A 20,188-nucleotide genomic window follows, 5' to 3' on the forward strand; every position below is an offset into this window, starting at 1 on the left:
CGACCTCCGCCGCCGACCTCCGCCGGCTCCGGCTCCGGCTCCGGCTCGCGGGCCATGGGGTGGGCGGGCGTACGGCCCGGCGGCAGCCTCCAGGCCCGCTCCGATGACGGCGTGCCGGTCGGCGCACGCATCGCCGTCGTGGCCCCCGGGTGTCCCCTGGAACGCGAAAAGCGGCCCCTCGGGGCCGCCAGGATCACTGTATTGACTCGCGCGACCAGTGAGACACCTGGTCAGATCGTTTCTGCGCATGTGGTGCGTGGTGGGGCGGGTGGGACTCGAACCCACGGCCGACGGATTATGAGTCCGCTGCTCTAACCGGCTGAGCTACCGCCCCTTCACGGCGTGGCGCGTACATGTGTGCGCGCCGTCTGCCGCAGCATAGCCGCTCATACGATCTCCTGCCTCGGATGCCTCGCATGATCGGCTTCGCCTGCCCAGAGAGACCGCGCAGGGCCCTGCCCGGTTGCGCGCGGAGGGCAGAAAAAAGAAAGAGGACCCACCAGGGGCCCTCGTTCCTTCTTGCTCCCCCGACTGGACTCGAACCAGTAACCTGCCGATTAACAGTCGGCTGCTCTGCCAATTGAGCTACAGGGGACCGCGCTCCCCCGACTGGACTCGAACCAGTAACCTGCCGATTAACAGTCGGCTGCTCTGCCAATTGAGCTACAGGGGATTGCTGCGTTGCACCGAACAGCCCACCTCCGGCCTTGGCCGGGGGGCGAGCGCCCGTTGCGAGTCATAGATTAGCGCAAGCAGGGGGGTGCTCCGCCAATCGGTATCGCCAGCGGGCCGGGCACCACACGACGAAGGGTGACAGGCATGCGGTACAAGGTCACGTTCGCGGTCGGGCTGGCCCTCGGGTACGTGCTCGGGACCCGGGCCGGACGCGAGCGGTATGAACAGTTGAAGAAGTCCGCGCGGGAGTTCGCGCAGAACCCCGCGGTCCGCAACGCCGCCGAGAGCGCTGGTCAGACGGGCCGGGAGTACGCCTGCAAGGCCTTCGCCGCGGTGAGCGACAAGGTGGGCGACGCGGTGCCGGACGCCCTGGCCGGACGGGTACGGGGCTTGCGGGCACGGGTCGGCGGCGGTGGCGCGGCCGAGGACGACTGGGGCACCAGCAACACCTGACCGACCCGCCCCGGAGTGCGGATCCTCCCGCGCGGGCCCCGCGCCGGGGTCCCGCCCGGTCGCGTGCCCGGGGTCCCGCCCGGCCCCACAGAGGGGACGGGCCGGTCCCGGGCACGCCGGGGCGGTCGAGTCCGCCCCCGCGTGCGGCAGAATTCTCCGCATGGGGATAGTCGCCGGGCTGGACAGCTCTTCCGCGTTCACACGCATCGTCGTCTGTGACACTGAGACGGGCGCCGTGCTGCGCCAGGGGTACGCCCCGCATCCGCAGCCCACCGGCGAGGCGGTGCCGCACGAAACCGATCCACAGGCCTGGCTGCTCTCGCTCGGGGAGGCCGCCGGCGGCGGGCTCCTCGAAGGGGTGCAGGCCATCGGGGTCTCCGCGCAGCAGCACGGGCTGCTGCCGCTGGACGCGCAGGGCGGCCTCGTCCGTCCCGCCCTGATCGGCAACGACAAGCGCGGCCAGGTCGCCGCCGCCGAGCTGATCGAGTCCTTCGGAGGCCGGCAGGCCTGGGCCGAGGCCGTCGGCTCCGTCCCCCACGCGGCGCAGCCCGTGGCGAAGCTCGCCTGGCTGGCCCGTACCGAGCCCGAGGCGGCCCGGCGGGTGGCCGTGCTGATGTCCCCGCACGACTGGCTGGTGTGGCAGCTGCTGGGCCGCCCGGCCCGGCGGACCACCGACCGCGGCGGCGCCTCCGGCACCGGCTACTGGTCGGCGGCCGCCGGCGCCTACCGACCCGACCTGGTCGAGCTCGCGCTGGGGCACCGCGCGCTGCTGCCCGAGGTGCTCGGCCCGGCCGAAGCCGCCGGGACCACCCCCGAGGGGCTGCTGATCTCCGCCGGCACCGGCGAGACCATGGCGGCCGCGCTCGGACTGGGCATGGGACCCGGCGACGCCGTGGTCTCGCTGGGCGCGTCCGGATCGGTGATGGCGGTGCACCACGAGGCACTGTCGGAGCCGGGCGGGCTGATCACCTCTCTCGCCGACGCCACCGGGCTGCACCTGCCGGTGGTGAACACCCTGAACGCCGTACGCGCCCTGCGCGGCACCGCAGAGCTGCTGGGCACCGATCTGGAGGGGCTGAGCGAGCTCGCCCTGAAGTCGACCCCGGGCGCGCACGGACTCGTACTCCTGCCGTACCTGGAGGGTGAGCGGACACCGAACCTGCCGCACAGCGCCGGGACGCTGTCGGGGCTGCGCCGGGACTCCATGAAGCCGGAGCACCTCGCGCGGGCCGCCTTCGAGGGCATGCTGTGCGGGCTGGTGGACGCGCTCGACGTGCTGCGCAGCCGCGGCGTGGAGATCCGCCGGGTGTTCCTGCTCGGCGCCGCCGCCGAGCTGCCGGCCGTACAGGCCTTCGCGCCGGGGCTGTTCGGCACCCAGGTCCTGGTACCGGCGCCGGCCGACTACGCGGCGCTGGGCGCGGCCCGGCAGGCCGCGTGGGCGCTCGGCGTGGCGCAGGGCAGCGCGGCCCCGAACACCCCGCCGGTGTGGCCGGCGCCCGCGGCGCAGCTGTTCGAGCCGGATGAGGAGTACGCGGCCTGGCAGGGCGCGCGCCAGCAGTACATCGCGACCCGGGACCAGATCCACCCGGGGGCGTTCTAGACGCCCTAGACCCCGGGGCGTTCCGGGGCCGGCGCCGGACGTCAGCCCAGCTGCGCCTTCACGTGGTCGACCACCCGCTGGAACTCCTCGGTCGGCGAGAAGTCGAGGTACTCGGTGTCCTCGAGGGCAACCGGAGCGTGTCCCGGCGCCCAGTAGCAGGCCTCCCCGGCCGAGTAGACCTTGTCGCCGTCCTTCGTGTGCATCTGGAGCTTGCCCTTGAGCACGTAGGCGAAGTGCGGGCACGTGCACAGGTCGTCCGGCAGCCCCTTGAACGCCGGGGTCATGTCCACACCCTTGTCGAAGCGTCCGAACGCGACGGTGAAGCCCCCGCCGATCTCCTGCAGGCGCAGCTCGGCACCGTTGCCCTCGAAGGCGATGGGCGTCTGCTCCCGTGTGGTTCCCGTCATGGTTCCTCCACGGCCGTTCCGTCCCGAGAGTTCCCCCGTCTCCCATGCTCCTCCCGGCGCCCGCGGTCGGCGCGGCCGGCGGGGCCCGCGGCCCAGGACTCGAGGGGGAGGGTGCCTACTCCTTTTGACCGGCCTTTACGAAAACCGGTGGGTTCCGGCCCCCCGTTGGCAGAAGATGGACTGAACCCCCTCGATCATGCCGACCGGAGCCTGCGCGTGCTCATACGACTTCTGCGGACCCACCTCGGTCCGTACCGGAAACCGATCGCCGTGCTGGTCCTGCTGCAACTGCTGCAGACCAGCGCGAGCCTCTACCTGCCCACGCTGAACGCCGACATCATTGACAACGGTGTCGTCAACGGCGACACGGGCTACATCCTGCGTTTCGGCGCGCTGATGCTCGGCGTCTCGCTGGTCCAGCTCGTCTGCAACGTCGGCGCCGTCTACCACGGGGCCCGCACCGCCGCGGCCTTCGGCCGGGACCTCCGGGCCGGCGTCTTCGACCGCGTGCAGAGCTTCTCCGCGCGCGAGCTCGGCCACTTCGGCGCCCCCTCGCTGATCACCCGTACGACGAACGACGTGCAGCAGATCCAGATGCTCGTGCTGATGACCTTCACCCTGATGGTCTCCGCGCCGATCATGTGCGTCGGCGGCATCTTCATGGCGCTCTCGCTGGACGTGAAGCTGTCGGGCGTGCTGCTCGCGGTGGTCCCGATCCTCGGCCTGGCGGTCGGCGCGATCGTGCTGAAGACCCGCCCGCTGTTCCGTGCGATGCAGACGCGTCTGGACACGGTCAACCGGGTCCTGCGCGAGCAGATCACCGGCAACCGGGTGATCCGCGCCTTCATCCGCGACGACTACGAGAAGGAGCGCTTCCGCGAGGCCAACGCCGACCTCACCGGCGTCTCGCTGGCGGCCGGCAAGCTGCTCGCGCTGATGTTCCCGACCGTGATCGTGGTCGTGAACATCTCCAGCGTCGCCGTCGTCTGGTTCGGCGCGATGCGCATCGACGCCGGCAGTATGGAGATCGGCCAGCTGACGGCCTTCCTCGCCTACCTGATGCAGATCGTCATGTCCGTGATGATGGCCACCTTCATGTTCATGATGGTGCCGCGCGCCGAGGTCTGCGCCGAGCGCGTCCAGGAGGTCCTGGACACCGACTCCAGCGTGGTCCCGCCCACCGACCCGGTCCGCGAGCTGCGCAGCCGCGGCCGCCTGGAGCTGCGCGGCGCCGACTTCCGCTACCCGGGCGCCGAGGCCCCCGTGCTGCGCGGCGTCGACCTGGTGGCCCGCCCCGGCGAGACCACCGCGGTGATCGGCTCCACCGGCAGCGGCAAGTCCACGCTGCTGGGGCTGATCCCCCGGCTGTTCGACGCGACCGGCGGCGACGTGCTCGTGGACGGCGAGGACGTACGGCGCCTCGACCCGGGCCTGCTCGCCAGGACGGTCGGCATGGTGCCGCAGAAGCCGTACCTCTTCTCCGGGACGGTCGCCAGCAACCTGCGCTACGGGCGCCCCGACGCCACCGACGAGGAGCTCTGGCACGCGCTGGATGTCGCGCAGGCCAAGGACTTCGTGTCCGAGCTTGAGGGCGGGCTCGACGCGCCGGTCACCCAGGGCGGAACCAACGTCTCCGGCGGCCAGCGCCAGCGGCTCGCGATCGCGCGCACGCTCGTGCAGCGCCCGGAGATCTACCTGTTCGACGACTCCTTCTCGGCCCTGGACTACGCCACGGACGCCGCGCTGCGCTCCGCGCTCGCCCGGGAGACCGAGGAGGCGACCGTGGTCATCGTCGCCCAGCGGGTCTCCACGATCCGCGACGCGGACCGGATCATCGTCCTCGACGAGGGGCAGGTGGTGGGCGAGGGGCGCCACCACGAGCTGATGGCCGGCAATGAGACCTACCGGGAGATCGTGCTCTCCCAGCTGACGGAAGCGGAGGCGGCGTGAGCGGGCCCGGAGGACGGATGATGATGGGACCGCCGACGACGCGGTCCATGGACTTCAAGGGCTCGGGCAAGCGGCTGCTGGCCGCGCTGGCGCGCGACCGGGCCAAGCTGTGGGGCATGATCCTCGCGGTCGTCGGCAGCGTCGCCGCGTCGGTGACCGGGCCGAAGATACTCGGCGAGGCCACCGACCTGGTGTTCGCGGGGATCGTCGGCCGGAACATGGAGAAGGGCCTCAGCAAGCAGCAGGCGCTGGACGGTCTGCGCGCCAGGGGCGAGGGCGGGATGGCGGACATGCTGTCCGGCACCGACTTCACCCCGGGCAAGGGCATCGACTTCGGCGCGGTCGGGTCGGTGGCGCTGTGGGCGCTGCTCGTCTTCACGCTCGCCGGTCTGTTGATGCTGGTCGCCACGCGGCTGTCGAACCACATCATGAACGCGGCCGTCTACCGGATGCGCGAGGAGCTCCAGGCGAAGCTGTCGCGGCTGCCGCTGTCGTACTTCGACCAGCAGAAGCGCGGCGAGGTCCTCAGCCGGGCCACGAACGACATCGACAACATCGGGCAGACGATCCAGCAGACGATGGGTCAGCTGCTCAACTCGATCCTGACGATCGTCGGCGTGCTGGCGATGATGTTCTGGATCTCGTGGGTGCTGGCACTGGTCGCGCTGGTGACCATCCCGGTGTCCGCGTACGTGGCCGCGAAGATCGGCAAGAAGTCGCAGCCGCAGTTCGTGGCGCAGTGGAAGACCACGGGCGCCCTGAACGCGCACGTCGAGGAGATGTACTCGGGCCACACGCTGGTCAAGGTCTTCGGCCGGCAGAAGGAGTCCGCGGCCCTGTTCGCCGAGCAGAACGAGGCGCTGTACCGGGCCTCCTTCAAGGCTCAGCTGGTCAGCGGGATCATGCAGCCGGTGATGCTGTTCATCTCGAACATCAACTACGTGCTCGTCGCGGTCGTCGGCGGTCTGCGGGTGGCCTCGGGCACCCTGTCGATCGGCGACGTCCAGGCCTTCATCCAGTACACGCGCCAGTTCTCGATGCCGCTCACCCAGGTCGCCTCCATGGCGAACCTGGTGCAGTCCGGCGTCGCCTCCGCGGAGCGGGTCTACGAGCTGCTGGACGCGCCGGAGCAGGAAGCCGACGCGGAGGTTCCGGAGCGTCCGGAGAACCTGCGCGGCCAGGTCACCTTCGACAAGGTCGCCTTCCGCTACGAGCCCGACAAGCCGCTGATCGAGAACCTCTCGCTGAGCGTCGACCCCGGACAGACGGTCGCGATCGTCGGCCCCACCGGCGCCGGCAAGACCACCCTGGTCAACCTCCTGATGCGGTTCTACGAGGTCACCGGCGGGGAGATCGCCCTCGACGGCGCGGACATCGCGAAGATGACCCGCGAGGAACTGCGCGGCGGCATCGGCATGGTGCTCCAGGACACCTGGCTGTTCGGCGGCACCATCGCGGAGAACATCGCCTACGGAGCCACCCGCGAGGTCACCCGCGCCGAGGTCGAGGACGCCGCCCGGGCGGCCCACGCCGACCGGTTCGTCCGCACCCTGCCCGAGGGCTACGACACGGTCCTGGACGACGAGGGCGCCGGCGTCAGCGCGGGCGAGAAGCAGCTGATCACCATCGCGCGGGCGTTCCTGTCCGACCCGGTGATCCTGGTCCTCGACGAAGCCACCAGCTCGGTGGACACCCGCACCGAGGTCCTGATCCAGAAGGCGATGGCGCGCCTCGCGCACGGCCGGACGTCCTTCGTGATCGCACACCGGCTGTCCACGATCCGCGACGCCGACCTGATCCTGGTCATGGAGAGCGGCTCGATCGTGGAACAGGGCACCCACGAGGAACTGCTGCTCTCGGGCGGCGCGTACGCGCGGCTGTACGCGGCGCAGTTCGCGCAGGCGGTGGCCGAGGTCGACTAAGACTTGATCCGCAATTCACCAGAGGGTGAGCTGCGGACTGCGGCCGGGGCGGTGTCCGGGCTTTCCGGCGTGGTCACGCTTGGGGCGTGGCTCATCCGGGGTCGCTCGGGACCGCCGTCCGGCGGTTCGGGGAGCAGAGGTCCCACGGCGTTGCCGTGGGACTGCCACGCGACCAGCACCCCGAGGGGTGGTCTGGCACAGTGTGGTTGACTCCCGCAGGGCTTCTTCCAGCCCTTCGGAGAAGATGATCTGTGCGTGCCGGGACGCGGTCGTGTCCAGGTACGCGGTCTTGGGGTCGTCCACGTCGTGAAATCGGACGAAGGAGGCCAGGGCGGCGGATACGAGGTCCCGCTTTCCGGTGAGGCCGCAGGCGATGCACTTGTGCTCGCGGTCCCGCAGCAACTTGGAGACCCTCTCGCCGCACAGGCAGTGCTGTGACAGTGCGGTGGACCAGGTGGAGACCCGTAGACAGTGCGGTGGACCAGGTGGAGACCCGTACGAGTCGGCCGCCTGCGGCCTGGCACTCGCGGTCAAGTGCGGCGATGAGCAGGCCGGGGGTGGTCTGTGAGAGGCACTTGCCCCACAACCGGTACCAGGCGCGGATGTCACAGTCCTCGACCACGAGCACGGGGCCGTGGGCGGCGATGATCTCGCGGGCGACCTGACGGGCGCGGAAACGGCGGTGCTCCGCCATCGAGGCGGCGTGCTCGGCTTGGCGGACGCGCTGCTCCCGGTAGTTCACCGACAGCCGGTCGCGGCGGAACGCCTGCTTCGGCACCCCATCGACGCGGGCGGCACGGGCACCGCCGGGCACGCTGACGGCCTTCGGCGTGAGGCCCTTGGCGGCCCGGCGCTCGGCAAGTCGGGCCTGCTTCTTCGACAGGCCGTACTGCGCGGTGTTCGTCGCCCGGCGGGAGCGCTCCAGCGCCCGCGCACGGCCGCGCCGCTTCTTCACCTCGCGCTTCAGCAGCGCCTGTTCCTCGGGGCTGAGGGTGATCTCGGTGGAGGCCGGGGCACCGTCAGCGGGGTCCAGGCTGGCCGGCAGGGAGATGATCGAGAGGTTGGAGACGTTGCCGTCCACGCCGCCGATCCGGTCCAGGGCTGCGGCCTGCTCTCGCATCTTCCGTACGGCGGGGGCGGTGTAGCCGGGGCCGAGGATCATCAGGTGCGCCTCGTACACCCAGCCGCCCGGCGCGGACGCCTTCCGGCGCCGCACGAGATCGACCTTGTGCCAGCGGCCGGGGTTGGCAAGGAAGTGCTCCACGCGAGCCCACTGGCCAGGCTGCTGCGGCACCCGCACCGGGAGCACCAGGTCGCCCCGGCTCCCGTCGGAGCCACCCGCGAACGCCACAACGAGCGGGCCCGTGTAGTCCCACCACGTCGCCTTCCTGGTGCCCGGCTTTCCCGACGCGGTGGCGTTGCCGGTGGGCACGACTCCGGACGGCGCGGCCGGCACTCCCATCCGGCGAGGCTGCTGAAGGGTGTGCCAGCCGCCGGTATAGGCCATCGTGTGGCCGTGGAGGGTGCCGACGAGGCGGAAGGTCTCCCACTTGCGTTCGGTGGTGTGGGAACGGGCTCGGCCGGGGATGCGGGTGAAGTCGTACCAGCGGCCCGTCTTCGGGCGGCCGTGCCGCCTACCGGTGACGTCGGCGAACAGGTGACGCTGCACGCCGTTCCACACCTCGTCGGCCATGTGCATGGCCAGAGCATTCGAGGCGTGGTGCTTGAGATGCCCGGAGTCTTCGAGGTGCTTGTACGCGCACCGCTCCAGGGCCTCACGGGACAGGCCGAGGCGCTGCCGTACGGCCTTCGCTCCGTGCTGCTCGCGCTCGTGGAACGCGGTCCAGTAGACATCGACCATGGCACGGGCATCACGTTGGACGGCCCGCTTGATCGACCACATGGAGCCGAACAGCCTCTCCAGCCGGGCCAGACCGGCGGGGTCGGTGACGGACAGAGGCAGCACCATCACCGACACCTGCCCGTCCTCGGGCTTCTTCCACCTCGGGGCCTTGTTCTTGCCCCGGAACTTCCGCTGCGCCTGGGCAGCCCGCAGGACCATCACCCCTCGTCACTTCTCAATTACCCTACGAGACGATAGTTGGGTGGTTGAGCTATGGCAATAAAGGCAGAAAAGGGATCCACGGCCTTCACGATTCCTGGACGTCAAGACGCCCGACAGGCAGGGGCGCGACTCACCATCACCGTCCAGTACGCCTGCGACCGCAACAGCAGCCGCGCCGGCTCCCCCGCACCCGTCCACGTACGCCCTTACCTGATTCTCGTGCTCAGTCGAGATAGCCGCGCAGCTGGTCCGCGAAGGCGTGGTCGCGGAGCTTGTTGAGGGTCTTGGACTCGATCTGGCGGATCCGCTCACGGGTCACCCCGAAGATCCGCCCGATCTCCTCCAGGGTGCGCGGCCGCCCGTCAGCGAGCCCGTAGCGGAGCTGGACGACCTTGCGCTCCCGCTCCCCGAGGGTGGAGAGCACCGCTTCGAGGTGCTCGCGGAGCAGGAAGAACGCGGCCGATTCGACCGGGGAGGCGGCGTCCCCGTCCTCGATGAGGTCGCCGAGCGCGACATCGTCCTCCTCGCCGACGGGGGCGTGCAGCGAGACCGGCTCCTGCGCGAGGCGCAGCACCTCCAGGACCCGCTCGGGGGTCAGCTCCAGGTGGGCGGCGACCTCTTCGGCCGTGGGTTCGTACCCCCGCTCCTGGAGCATGCGGCGCTGGACGCGCACGACGCGGTTGATCAGCTCCACGACGTGGACGGGGACGCGGATGGTGCGGGCCTGGTCGGCCAGCGCACGGGACATGGCCTGGCGGATCCACCAGGTGGCGTAGGTGGAGAACTTGTAGCCGCGGGCGTAGTCGAACTTCTCGACGGCGCGGATCAGTCCGAGGTTCCCCTCCTGGACCAGGTCGAGCATGGTCAGTCCACGGCCGACGTAGCGCTTGGCCACGGAGACGACGAGCCGCAGGTTCGACTCGATGAGGCGGCGTTTGGCCATCCGGCCCATGACGACGAGCTTGTCCAGGTCGAGCGTGAGCTGCAGGTCGAGCGTGGCCCCGCTGCCGAGCTTCTCCTCCGCGAACAGGCCCGCTTCCACGCGCCGCGCGAGGTCGACCTCCTCGACGGCGGTGAGCAGCGGGATCCTGCCTATCTCGCGCAGGTACTGCCGGAAGAGGTCGGCGGACGGTCCCGCTCCGCCGGAGCCTTCCGCCGGACGCTTGCGCGGCGGAGGCACCTTCTCCAGCAGCTCCGGGCCCTCCAACTCCTCAGCCTCTTCGGCCTCCTCGGCCTCCTCCTCGTGCATGGCGTCGGCCCCGGCCTCGGGCTCGGGCTCATCGGCCGCGGGCACTTCGGCGGGCGGGCTGACGGTGACGGTCAAGCTCTGGGTCTGCACGGGGGCGACCTCCACAGGGCTCCGAGGACGGGTGCACCGCACCTCAGTGTGGGGTACGACACATCGCTGCCACGAGGGGCGTGCGACCACTTTCTGGGTCCGGTGCGTGACCCATGGTTACCCCCGGACCAGAACCCCGATGCGGATCGGACGCATGTCCGAGATGATCGTCCTCATGTCCGTGTACGAAACCCACGTCACCGTCCGCTGCCCGCATCCGGCGGAGCTGGAACGACTCGAATCGTGGTCGGCGGAGCGGGAGTTGAAGGTGACGCACATCGTGCTGGCCCGGGGCCGGATGGCCTCGCAGCCGATGCTGACGCTGCCCGACCGGGACGGGCACGAGGCGCTGGTGCCCCGGCTGCGCGCGGCCGGCTTCGACCCGGTCCGGGTCAAGGTGGAGACGGTCCCGTGGACCACGGAGCCCCCGGGGCCGGGCGGCGGCTACTTCGAGCACCACGTGAAGCTGCGGCTGCCCGCCGACCACGACCGGGCCGCCTTGGAGTCCCTCGTGGTCCCGCACGCGGCGCACGTGTCGTGGAACGCCCGCCGGGTCCTGCCCGAGGGGCGGCAGGAACGCTTCGTGACCCAAAGGTTCCGGGGCACGGCGCAGGGGGCGGGGGCGGCGTGCGATGCGCTGGTCGCCGCGCTGGCGGGGGCCGGGTACGAGATCTGCTCGGAGGAGCGGGAGTTCGTGCTGTACGACAGCGACCCGTCGGTGGACGACGGGTGGATCGAGGAGGGGGACGCGCCATGACCTGGCAGGAGTTCGGCTGGCGGAACGAGGAGCTGCCGAGGGAGCCGCTGGACGACGTGACGCGCGGCGACCGCGACCTGCCCCTGACGCTGGGGGCGGTGGCCGGGGAGGACGTCCGCCAACGGTCCGTCTTCGATCCGTCGATGAAGCACTACCCGAACGCCTACCGGGCCGGCGACCCGGTCTTCGACGACCCGGCGCGGACGCGCGCATGGCTGACGGCACGGCGGGCCGCGCTGGACGCCGTACTCCTGGCGGTGTCGGACTCCCCGTGGGGGGACTCGCTGGTGCTGCGCGGCAGCGTGCTGCTCGCGGACTGGTTCGGGGGCGCCGCGCGGGAGCCCGGCGACCTGGACTTCGTGGTCGTACCGCAGAGCTGGGACATCGGCGACGGGCGGACGGCCCGGATGCTGGAGGAGATCGCCGCCGGCGCGGCCGGCCGGGCCGGGATCAAGGACTCCGGGGCGGTCTGCGAGGGCATCTGGACGTACGACCGGGTGCCCGGAACGCGGATGGTGCTGCCCTGGCAGGTGCCGGGGCTGCCGGCCGGGCAGGTCCAGCTCGACTTCGTGTTCAACGAGCGGCTACCCGAGGAGCCCGAGCGGGTCGAACTCGCCTGCGGCGCCGTGGTCCTGGCGGCCTCTCCCGCCCTCTCGCTGGCCTGGAAGCTGCTGTGGCTGCTGAGCGACTCCCACCCCCAGGGGAAGGACCTCTACGACGCCGTGCTGCTGGCGGAGCGGTATCCGCTGCCCTACGCGCTGCTCGACCGGGTGTTCCGGCTGGCACCCGAGCAGCCGCTGCGGCACCCGGGAGTGACCATGGAGGACATCGCCGCTTACGGGAACGTGGGCCACGAGTGGAAGCACTTCACGGCCGAGTACCCGCACCTCCCCGGCTCGGAGGAGGAGTACGCCCGGCGCCTGCTGGCGGCGCTGGCGCCCTGCTTCGCCGGAGCTCCGGAGAACGGCTAGACGGCCCTAGTGCTCTGACCGGGAACGTTCACCGGGTTGTGGCAGCAGAGCAGTGTGTGCCGATATTTGTTTCGTGCCGTGGGTTACGCGCCTTACCGTGGCGCGGTGACGATTCAGATGATCATTCTCAACGGTGGTTCCGGCTCGGGGAAGTCCGGGATCGTACGGTGTCTGCAGTCAGTACTGCCGGATCCGTGGCTGGCGTTCGGGTGCGACTCGTTCGTCGACGCTTTGCCCGCGAAGATGCGGGCGTCGGACGGAGGGATCGTGTTCGCGGTGGACGGCGGGGTGAGCGTCGGGGCGGACTTCCGGGCGCTGGAGGCTGCCTGGATGGACGGCGTCGTGGCGATGGCCCGTGCAGGCGCCAGGGTCATCATCGATGACGTCTTCCTCGGCGGAGCAGGGTCCCAGCAGCGGTGGCAGAAGGCTCTTGGCGGACTGGCCGTGCTGTGGGTCGGCGTCAGGTGTGAGAGTGCGGTCGCCGCAGGCCGTGAGGTCGCACGAGGAGATCGCATCCAGGGGATGGCCGCGTCGCAGGCGGATGTGGTGCACGAGGCCGTGATCTATGACCTGGAGGTGGACACGACGCATACCGAGTCCCTGGTCTGTGCGCGAACCATCGCCGCCCGCGTCAGCTGATCGCTGGATCGGATCCCGGCTGCCCGGTCGGCAGCCGCAGTCCGCTCAGGCTGCGGCGGTGCTGGGGCGGCCTCCCCAGCGGATGCCCTTCTCGCTGCGGATGCGGGAGCGTTCGCGGCGTTGCGCGGCCAGGACGTCGGGGTGACGGGCGTTCGCGTTGCGCCAGCGCAGGTATCGGTGCAGTTCACGGGTCTGGACCGTGTGGTTGGGGTGGTGGGAGTTGGCGAGGGTGAACTGCCGCAGCGGCCCGAAGTGCGCCTCGATGGGGTTGGCCCAGGAGGCGTTGGTCGGGGTAAAGCACAGCTCCATCTTGTTCTTCCGGGCCCACTGGCGGATCTTGGCACCCTTGTGGGCGGAGAGGTTGTCCATGATCACGTAGATCGGGGCGCCGTCGGGGCGGGCGGCGCGGATGGACTTGAGCGCGGCCAGGCTGTTGGCGGTGCCCTTGCGGCGGTGGTTGACGCCCCAGAGGGTGTCGTCGCCGATGGAGTAGCAGCCGTGGAAGTAGGTCACGCCGTGGGTGCGGTGGTAGGTCGCCGGGATCCGGTCGGGCCGGCCTTGCTCGGCCCAGCAGGATCCGCCGGTCGGGCGTATGCCGAGCGGACCGAACTCGTCGAACGCGAAAACGCGGTCGGGGAAGCAGTCCAGGACGTGCTCGATCCGGTCCAGCTTGGCGTCGCGGTCGGGGTCGGTGGACTCCTTCCAGGTCTTGGTCCGCTGGAAAGTGACGCCGCGTCGGGCGAGCAGGCAGCGCAGGGCCTCGCGGCCGAGGCGGATCACCCGGCCGTGGACCCTACGGACGTAGGCGGCGAGCTTGCGGATCGACCAGCGGGTGAAGGGCTGGCCGAGCTTGACCGGGCGGGTGGTGGCCGTCTGAACGACGAAATCCTCGTCCTCAAGACTGAGTTGGCGGGGACGGCCTCCCGCCCATCGAGGGTCCAGACAGGCCAGGCCGATCTCGTTGAAGCGGTGAATGACGTCGCGCACCGTGTCCTCGTCGGCCGCCACTAACCGGGCGATCACCGGCACGCGGTTCCCGCCGGCCGAGGCCAGCAGCATCATCGCCCGCCGGTAGCGCACCGAACTGGTGCTGCCCCGACGCACGATCTGCTGCAGCCGCTGCCCCTCCTGATCAGTCAGTCTGCGGACCTTGACCGGATCTGCCACCACGCCTCCACACGCTGACCGGGATGTCAGCCCCCATCCAATCGGCCCCAGCCTCAGCGCGGGCAGAAACCCGGTGAACCTATGCGGTCAGAGCACTAGGCCGGCTCGACGCGGACCGCGCAGACCTTGAACTCCGGCATCCGGGACACCGGGTCCAGCGCCGGGTTGGTCAGGGTGTTGGCGCGGCCCTCGCCCGGCCAGTGGAAGGGCATGAAGACGGTGTCCGCGCGGATGGTGTCGGTGATGCGGGCCGGGGCGACCGCGCGGCCGCGGCGGGAGGTGACCGCGAGGGGGGCTCCGTCGACCGCGCCGATGCGGGCCGCGAGGCGGGGGTGGAGTTCCACGAAGGGGCCGGGGGCGGCTTCGTTGAGCTCGTCCACCCGGCGGGTCTGCGCGCCCGACTGGTACTGGGCGACGACCCGGCCGGTGGTGAGGAAGAGCGGGTACTCGGCGTCCGGGACCTCGGCGGCGGCGCGGTGGGTGACGGGCACGAAGCGGGCCCGGCCGTCGTCGGTGGCGAAGCGGTCCAGGAAGAGGCGCGGGGTGCCGGGGTGGGATTCCGCGGCGGAGCCGGGCTCCGCCGACCGCGACGACGAGGGACAGGGCCAGAAGACGCCCTGTTCCGCTGCGATGCGGGCGTAGGTGATCCCCGAGTAGTCCGCCGGGCCGCCCGCCGAGGCGCGGCGCAGCTCCTCGAAGACCTCCTCGGGGTCGGTCGGGAAGGCCTTCGGCATGCCGAGGCGGGTGGCCAGGCCGTGCAGGACCTCCAGGTCGGAGCGGACCCCCGGCGGCGGGGTGAGGGCCTGGCGGCGGAGCAGGACGCGGCCCTCCAGGTTGGTGGTGGTGCCGGTCTCCTCCGCCCACTGGGTCACCGGGAGGACCACGTCGGCCAGGGCCGCCGTCTCGGACAGGACCACGTCGGCGACGGCCAGGAAGTCCAGGGAGCGGATGCGTTCCTCGACGTGGGCGGCGCGGGGCGCCGAGACCACCGGGTTGGAGCCCATCAGGAGGAGGGCCTTGACGTCCGAGCCGAGCGCGTCGAGGAGTTCGTACGCGCTGCGGCCCGGGCCGGGGAGGGAGCCGGGGTCGACGCCCCAGACCCCGGCGACGTGGGCCCGCGCCGCCGGGTCGGTCAGCTTGCGGTAGCCGGGCAGCTGATCGGCCTTCTGGCCGTGTTCGCGGCCGCCCTGGCCGTTGCCCTGGCCGGTGAGGCAGCCGTAGCCGGAGAGCGGGCGGCCGGCCCGGCCGGTGGCGAGGCAGAGGTTGATCCAGGCTCCGACGGTGTCGGTGCCCTTGGACTGCTGCTCGGGGCCGCGTGCGGTGAGCACCATCGCGGAGTCGGGGGCACAGAACATCGCCACCGCCTCGCGGAGCTTCGGCACGGGCACGCCGGTGATGCGCTCCACCAGCTCCGGCCAGTGCGCCATCGCGCCGGCCCGGGCCTCCTCCCAGCCCGTGGTGCGCTCGGCGATGAACTCCTCGTCCGTGTGCCCGCCCGCCACCACCAGGTGCAGCAGGCCGAGCGCCAGCGCCAGGTCCGTGCCGGGGCGCGGGGCCAGGTGCAGGTCGGCCTGTTCGGCGGTGCGCGTGCGGCGCGGGTCCACCACGATCAGCGTGCCGCCGTTCTCGCGGAGTTCCCGGAAGAAGCGCAGGGCGGGCGGCATGGTGTCGGCGGGGTTGGAGCCGACGAGGATGACGCAGCCGGTCCGGGGGATGTCCTCCAGCGGGAAGGGCAGCCCCCGGTCGAGCCCGAAGGCCCGCTGGTGCGCGGCGGCGGCGGAGGACATGCAGAACCGGCCGTTGTAGTCGATCTGCGAGGTCCCCAGCGCGATGCGGGCGAACTTCCCGAGGGCGTACGCCTTCTCGTTGGTCAGCCCGCCGCCGCCGAACACCCCGACCGCGTCGGCCCCGTACGACCGCCTCGTGCGGGCGAGTCCCTCGGCGACGGCGTCGAGGGCCTCCTCCCAGGTGGCCGGCTCCAGCCGCCCGGCGTGGGTGCGGACGAGCGGCTCGGTGAGGCGCACCCGGGAGGAGAGCACGGCGGGGGCGGTGCGGCCCTTGCCGCACAGCGCGCCCCGGTTCACGGGAAAGTCCGCCCGCTCCTCCACCGTCACGCCCGCGCCGCCGGGCTCGGGGCGGAGGTTCATGCCGCACTGCAGCGCGCAGTACGGACAGTGCGTGGCGGTGACGGAGTCCGAGGTGTGCATGGAGCCCAGCGTGCGTCGGCGGTGTTACACGGGCCGCCGCCTCCCGTTACAAGTCCGCGTGCTCCCCCTCAGCGCGGCCCGCCGGCTCCGGTGAGGCCCTGCGCATCGGGGGGCGGTCGAGGATCTCGGCGTACACGATCGGCGGCGGGCACCCGAATGTCCGCCGGGGCGCCGGGGCGGGGTCACCGCCGCCGGGTCACTGCCTCCGGATCACTGCCCGCCGGGTCACCGCCTCCGGGTCACTGGCCCGTCAGGTACTTCACCGTGAGGCCGGCCGTCCAGCCGCCGTCGACCGCGAGCTCGGCGCCGGTCACGTAGCCCGCGGCGTCCGAGAGGAGGAAGGCCACGGCGGCGGCGATCTCCTCGGGGAGGCCGACGCGGCCGAGGGGGGCGCCGGGGTAGTTGCCCTCGCCCGCCTGGATGCCGACCGGGGCCGTCATCGGGGTGAGCGTCATGCCGGGGTGTACGGAGTTGACGCGGATCCGGGATTCCGCGAGCTCCACCGCGCCGATCTTCGACAGTCCGCGCACGCCCCACTTGGAGGCTCCGTAGCCGGCGGTCAGGGCGAGGCCGGTGAGGCCTGCGGCGGAGGAGATGTTGACGATGGAGCCGCCGCCGTTCTCCCGCATCAGCGGGATCGCGGCCTTGATGCCGATGAAGACGCCGACGAGGTTGATCTCGACGACCCTGCGGAAGTGCTCGACGCTCTCGTGCTCCAGGAACTGGCCGGTGGCGATGCCGGCGTTGTTGACCAGCCCGTCGATCCGGCCGAACTCGGCGAGGGCGAAGGCGAGGGCCGCGTCCCAGTCGGATTCGCTGGTCACGTCGTGGCGCAGGAAGCGCGCCGCGTCGCCGAGCTTGGCCGCCGTCTCGGCGCCCTCGGCCTCCAGGACGTCGGTGATCAGCACCTGGCCGCCGCCGTCCACGACGGCCTGCGCGGCCGCCGCGCCGAGGCCGCGGGCCCCACCGGTGATGACGACGACCTTGCCGCTCAGATCCACAACAGCCACGGTTCCACACCCCTGACACATAGGCCTATGAGCTATATGACTAATCGGAATACACCGATCGCGGCGTCAGTCTGCCAGAGAGGCCAGGGCGCGCGACACCCCCTCCTCCTTCGGCCCCAGGAACCGCGGCTCCGGCTCGAAGACCGCGTCCAGCGCCGCCTTGCCCGCCGCGAAGACCTCGCGGGCCCCGCCGTAGTACCAGGTCGCGTCGTGCACGTCGGACACCCCGATCCCGTACGAATCCACGCCCGCGGCCCGGCACAGTGCGACCGCCCGGCGGATGTGGAAGCCCTGGCTGATCAGTACGGCCCGGTGCACGCCGAAGACCTCCCGGGCCCGGACGCAGGAGTCCCACGAGTCGAAGCCGGCGTAGTCGCTGACGACACGGGCGTCGGGCACCCCGTGGCCCGTCAGGTACGCGCGCATCGCGTCGGGCTCGTCGTAATCGGTCCGGCTGTTGTCGCCCGTGACCAGGACGACCTTGACCTTCCCCGCCCGGTAGAGCTCTACGGCGGCGTCGAGCCGGCGCGCGAGGTACGGGGTGGGCCGGCCGTTCCACAGCCCGGCACCGAAGACCACGGCCACCTCGGCGGCGGGCGCGTCGGCGGTGGTCCGCAGCCGGGGCCCGGCGGACGCGTGCGTCCACGCCGAGGGCAGCAGGGCCAGCACGCAGCCCGCCATCACCACCTGTACGGCCCGCCGCTTGGCCCGTACGGTCCGGGGCGGCGTGACCCGTACGGCCTTCAGCCGCTCCCACGCCGCCCCTGGCAGACCTCGTACCGTTGCGCGCCTCAATGCGATCCCCCTGTTGGTCGTGCTGTCGGTCCTGCTGTTGGTTCCACTGTCGGTCCCGTCGTCTACGGACGCATGGGCGGTCCCGGCGGTTTCCCCAGGTCGCCACAGTGGCCGGCCGTTCCCCGCCCAGGGCCTCACGGCAGGCACCGCACCACGGCGTACGCCGCTCCCCGCCCCAGCGCCGGCAGCAGGAAGGAGATCCACGCCACCGCGCCCACCACCGGGTGCGGGTGTCCGTACAGGGCGGGCAGGTGAAGGGCGAAGGCGAGCAGCAGCGAGCCGGTCCAGCAGAGCTGGGCTCGCCCGGACCACGGGAGGGCCCTCAGCTCGTCCGTGTCCATCACCGCCGTGCCGGCCAGCCCGGCCACCAGCAGGAACAGGGTCAGCAACGCGGCCAGGAGGCTCGCCTTGCGCGCCTCGTCCGCCTGCGGGAACACATCCCAGGAGGCCGGCCCGGCCACGGACCGCAGGTCCTTGCGTTCGTCGACCCGCCCCTCCAGGGCGGGCTCGGAGGGCGCCCACAGCAGCTGTACGCGGTCTCCCGCCTTGGGCTTCCGGTAGGTGTAGGCCGACGCCCGCACCCGCTCCCCTGCTCCCGGAACGGTCAGTTCCAGCCATGCGGTCCACCCCAGGACCTGACCCTCGCTGGTGTGCGCGTGCACCCCCGTCGGCTCGCCCGCGACCACGGCGGTCGTCACCTCCGCGCCGGCCCGCCGCAGTTCGGGCTCCGCCTCGCGGTGGTGCTGCTGGAACAGCGCGACGAGCAGCGTCGCGGACATCAGGGCGGTGAGCAGCCAGACCGCCGCCTCCCGTGTGCGCACCCAGAGGGCCGCGGAGCCGGGTCCGGCCGTTCGGGGCCGGGGCTTCCTGCCCGGCTCCCACCACTCGTCCAGCGCCCGCGCCCGGGCCTCCCGCGCTTCCCAGGCCGCCGCCAGGGCCGTCCGTACGACGGCGGCGCCGGCCGCCACCCAGCCCCAGAGGACGACCCGTCCGAGCAGGTCACCCGTCCCCCAGGCGCCGAGCCACAGCACGCAGGCGACGGCGGCCGCGCCGCCGGACAGCACCGCACAGCCGCGGACCGCCCACTTCATGGCCCCGTCCACACATCCCCCACCTGGTCCCCCGGTCCTCCGGTCCCCCGCGCCACGCGATCGCGCGACGGCCGGCGCCCGTTTCACGCGCACAGCGAAGCACGCCGCGGACCCACCCCCGCCGTGCACCCCCCCCTGTGAGCAGGTGGAAAACACCCGTCACGCCCGCGCAACGCACCGGCAACCTGCCGCGCGCAGGATCGGTTCATGACGGAGCCGGCGCATCCTCCCGAATCCCCGCCCCCGCCCCTGCCCCTGCCCCTGCCCCTCCTCCCGCTGCCGTTCCCGCTGCCGCCCGCGACCACGGCGGAGCTGCTGACCCGGATCACCGCCCAGCTCGGTACGCAGCTCAGCGGTCTGCGCCCCCGACACCACGCAGGAGTCCCCCCATGCAGCAGCAGCCCGCCCTCGTCGCCGTGGCCCACGGCAGCCGCGATCCGCGCGCCCTCCACACCGTCGAAGCCCTGCTCGAACGGGTCCGCGAGCTCCGCCCCCGCCTCGACGTCCGGCTCGGTCACATCGAGCTGAACCACCCGCTGCTGGACCACACGCTCGACCGGGCCGCCGGGGCCGCCGTCCTGGTGCCGCTGCTGCTCGGCCGCGGGACCCACGTCAAGCGGGACCTGCCGGCCGCCGCCGCCCGCGCCGGGCACCTGCGGACCCGCCTCGCCGCCCCGCTCGGGCCGCATCCGCTGCTCGTCGAGGCCCTGTACGAGCGGCTCGTGGAGGCCGGCTGGAGCGCCGGGTCGGCGGTGGTGCTGGCCGCCGCCGGGTCCCGCGACCCCGACTCCGCCGTCGATGTGCGGGCCACCGCCGACCTGCTCTCGGAACGGCTCGGCGGGGTGCCCGTGGTGGCCGCCTACGCCTCGGGCACCGCGCCCTCAGTGCCCGCCGCCGTACGGTCCCTGGCCGCCCGGGGCCTCCACCGGGTCGCGGTCGCCTCCTACTTCACCGCCCCGGGCCGCTTCGCCGCGGCGAGCGCCGCGGCCGCGCCGGGTCCGGCCGCCGCCCCGCTGGGCGCCCATCCGGCGCTGGCCCGGCTGGTGCTCCAGCGCTACGACGAAGCCGCCGCCGCGCTCGCAGGACCCGTAGGACGGGAGCTGCCGCGGGAGCAGCCGCTCGAACTGGCCACCGCGTAAC

General features: G+C 72.0%; 16 protein-coding genes and 3 tRNA genes. 8 read left to right on the forward strand and 11 right to left on the reverse strand.

Annotated features, from left to right (window positions below; translation table 11 throughout):
* Nucleotides 1-257: 257 nt before the first annotated feature.
* The 3 genes from AC3IYI_RS12810 to AC3IYI_RS12820 all read right to left on the reverse strand — a co-directional run bounded on the left by AC3IYI_RS12810 (nt 258) and on the right by AC3IYI_RS12820 (nt 673).
* Nucleotides 258-334 (reverse strand) — tRNA-Ile (locus tag AC3IYI_RS12810).
* 188 nt (nt 335-522) lie between these two features.
* A tRNA-Asn gene (locus tag AC3IYI_RS12815) sits at nt 523-595 on the reverse strand.
* Nucleotides 596-600: 5 nt separating this feature from the next.
* Nucleotides 601-673, reverse strand: a tRNA-Asn gene (locus AC3IYI_RS12820).
* Between the two features lie 146 nt (nt 674-819).
* Here AC3IYI_RS12820 and AC3IYI_RS12825 point away from each other — a divergent pair.
* Both AC3IYI_RS12825 and AC3IYI_RS12830 read left to right on the forward strand, forming a co-directional pair.
* Nucleotides 820-1,128 (forward strand): YtxH domain-containing protein, encoded by a 309-nt coding sequence (locus AC3IYI_RS12825; RefSeq protein WP_489410294.1) that lies wholly within the window; start codon nt 820-822, stop codon nt 1,126-1,128.
* Between the two features lie 160 nt (nt 1,129-1,288).
* Nucleotides 1,289-2,728, forward strand: coding sequence for an FGGY family carbohydrate kinase (locus AC3IYI_RS12830; RefSeq protein ID WP_489410295.1), 1,440 nt, complete (start codon nt 1,289-1,291; stop codon nt 2,726-2,728).
* A gap of 41 nt (nt 2,729-2,769) precedes the next feature.
* Here AC3IYI_RS12830 and AC3IYI_RS12835 read toward each other — a convergent pair whose 3' ends face one another.
* Entirely contained in the window at nt 2,770-3,135 is a 366-nt protein-coding gene (locus tag AC3IYI_RS12835; RefSeq protein WP_489410296.1) for a cupin domain-containing protein, read from the reverse strand.
* A 216-nt stretch (nt 3,136-3,351) separates the two neighbouring features.
* Between AC3IYI_RS12835 and AC3IYI_RS12840 the strand changes: the two genes are divergently transcribed.
* Nucleotides 3,352-5,085, forward strand: a complete 1,734-nt coding sequence (locus tag AC3IYI_RS12840) for an ABC transporter ATP-binding protein (protein ID WP_489410297.1) — start codon at nt 3,352-3,354, stop codon at nt 5,083-5,085.
* Nucleotides 5,082-7,007: an ABC transporter ATP-binding protein gene (locus AC3IYI_RS12845; RefSeq protein ID WP_489410298.1), complete on the forward strand. Its 1,926-nt coding sequence runs from the start codon at nt 5,082-5,084 to the stop codon at nt 7,005-7,007. The genes AC3IYI_RS12840 and AC3IYI_RS12845 overlap by 4 nt, the downstream gene beginning before the upstream one ends.
* A 91-nt stretch (nt 7,008-7,098) precedes the next feature.
* Here the strand turns inward: AC3IYI_RS12845 and AC3IYI_RS12850 are convergent, their stop codons facing one another.
* Nucleotides 7,099-9,072 carry a transposase gene (locus AC3IYI_RS12850; protein WP_489410299.1) on the reverse strand — a complete coding sequence of 658 codons (1,974 nt, stop codon included), beginning with the start codon at nt 9,070-9,072 and terminating at the stop codon, nt 7,099-7,101.
* A gap of 223 nt (nt 9,073-9,295) precedes the next feature.
* On the reverse strand, nt 9,296-10,453 hold the full coding sequence (locus AC3IYI_RS12855; protein WP_489410300.1) for an RNA polymerase sigma factor: 1,158 nt from the start codon (nt 10,451-10,453) through the stop codon (nt 9,296-9,298).
* A 112-nt stretch (nt 10,454-10,565) separates the two neighbouring features.
* On the opposite strand from AC3IYI_RS12855, the gene AC3IYI_RS12860 reads away from it, so the two are divergent.
* The 3 genes from AC3IYI_RS12860 (at nt 10,566) to cpt (ending at nt 12,778) form a co-directional block, all read left to right on the forward strand.
* On the forward strand, nt 10,566-11,168 hold the full coding sequence (locus tag AC3IYI_RS12860; RefSeq protein ID WP_489410301.1) for a hypothetical protein: 603 nt from the start codon (nt 10,566-10,568) through the stop codon (nt 11,166-11,168).
* On the forward strand, nt 11,165-12,139 hold the full coding sequence (locus AC3IYI_RS12865) for a nucleotidyl transferase AbiEii/AbiGii toxin family protein (RefSeq protein ID WP_489410302.1): 975 nt from the start codon (nt 11,165-11,167) through the stop codon (nt 12,137-12,139). Before AC3IYI_RS12860 ends, AC3IYI_RS12865 begins: the two co-directional genes overlap by 4 nt.
* Nucleotides 12,140-12,244: 105 nt before the next feature.
* Nucleotides 12,245-12,778 (forward strand): chloramphenicol phosphotransferase CPT, encoded by a 534-nt coding sequence (cpt, locus tag AC3IYI_RS12870; RefSeq protein ID WP_489410303.1) that lies wholly within the window; start codon nt 12,245-12,247, stop codon nt 12,776-12,778.
* Nucleotides 12,779-12,823: 45 nt separating this feature from the next.
* On the opposite strand, the gene AC3IYI_RS12875 is transcribed toward cpt, so the two are convergent.
* The 5 genes from AC3IYI_RS12875 to AC3IYI_RS12895 all read right to left on the reverse strand — a co-directional run bounded on the left by AC3IYI_RS12875 (nt 12,824) and on the right by AC3IYI_RS12895 (nt 19,048).
* On the reverse strand, nt 12,824-13,945 hold the full coding sequence (locus tag AC3IYI_RS12875) for an IS630 family transposase (protein WP_489410304.1): 1,122 nt from the start codon (nt 13,943-13,945) through the stop codon (nt 12,824-12,826).
* Nucleotides 13,946-14,040: 95 nt separating this feature from the next.
* Complete coding sequence (locus AC3IYI_RS12880; protein WP_489410305.1) at nt 14,041-16,152, reverse strand: molybdopterin oxidoreductase family protein; 2,112 nt, start codon at nt 16,150-16,152, stop codon at nt 14,041-14,043.
* 239 nt (nt 16,153-16,391) lie between these two features.
* On the reverse strand, nt 16,392-17,183 hold the full coding sequence (locus tag AC3IYI_RS12885; RefSeq protein ID WP_489410306.1) for a glucose 1-dehydrogenase: 792 nt from the start codon (nt 17,181-17,183) through the stop codon (nt 16,392-16,394).
* Nucleotides 17,184-17,228: 45 nt separating this feature from the next.
* Nucleotides 17,229-17,963, reverse strand: coding sequence for a SanA/YdcF family protein (locus AC3IYI_RS12890; protein ID WP_489411519.1), 735 nt, complete (start codon nt 17,961-17,963; stop codon nt 17,229-17,231).
* Nucleotides 17,964-18,091: 128 nt separating this feature from the next.
* Complete coding sequence (locus AC3IYI_RS12895; protein ID WP_489410307.1) at nt 18,092-19,048, reverse strand: hypothetical protein; 957 nt, start codon at nt 19,046-19,048, stop codon at nt 18,092-18,094.
* 389 nt (nt 19,049-19,437) lie between these two features.
* On the opposite strand from AC3IYI_RS12895, the gene AC3IYI_RS12900 reads away from it, so the two are divergent.
* Nucleotides 19,438-20,187, forward strand: a complete 750-nt coding sequence (locus AC3IYI_RS12900; protein ID WP_489410308.1) for a sirohydrochlorin chelatase — start codon at nt 19,438-19,440, stop codon at nt 20,185-20,187.
* Nucleotide 20,188: the final 1 nt, after the last annotated feature.

The organism is Streptomyces sp. GL_148 (genome assembly GCF_057834205.1).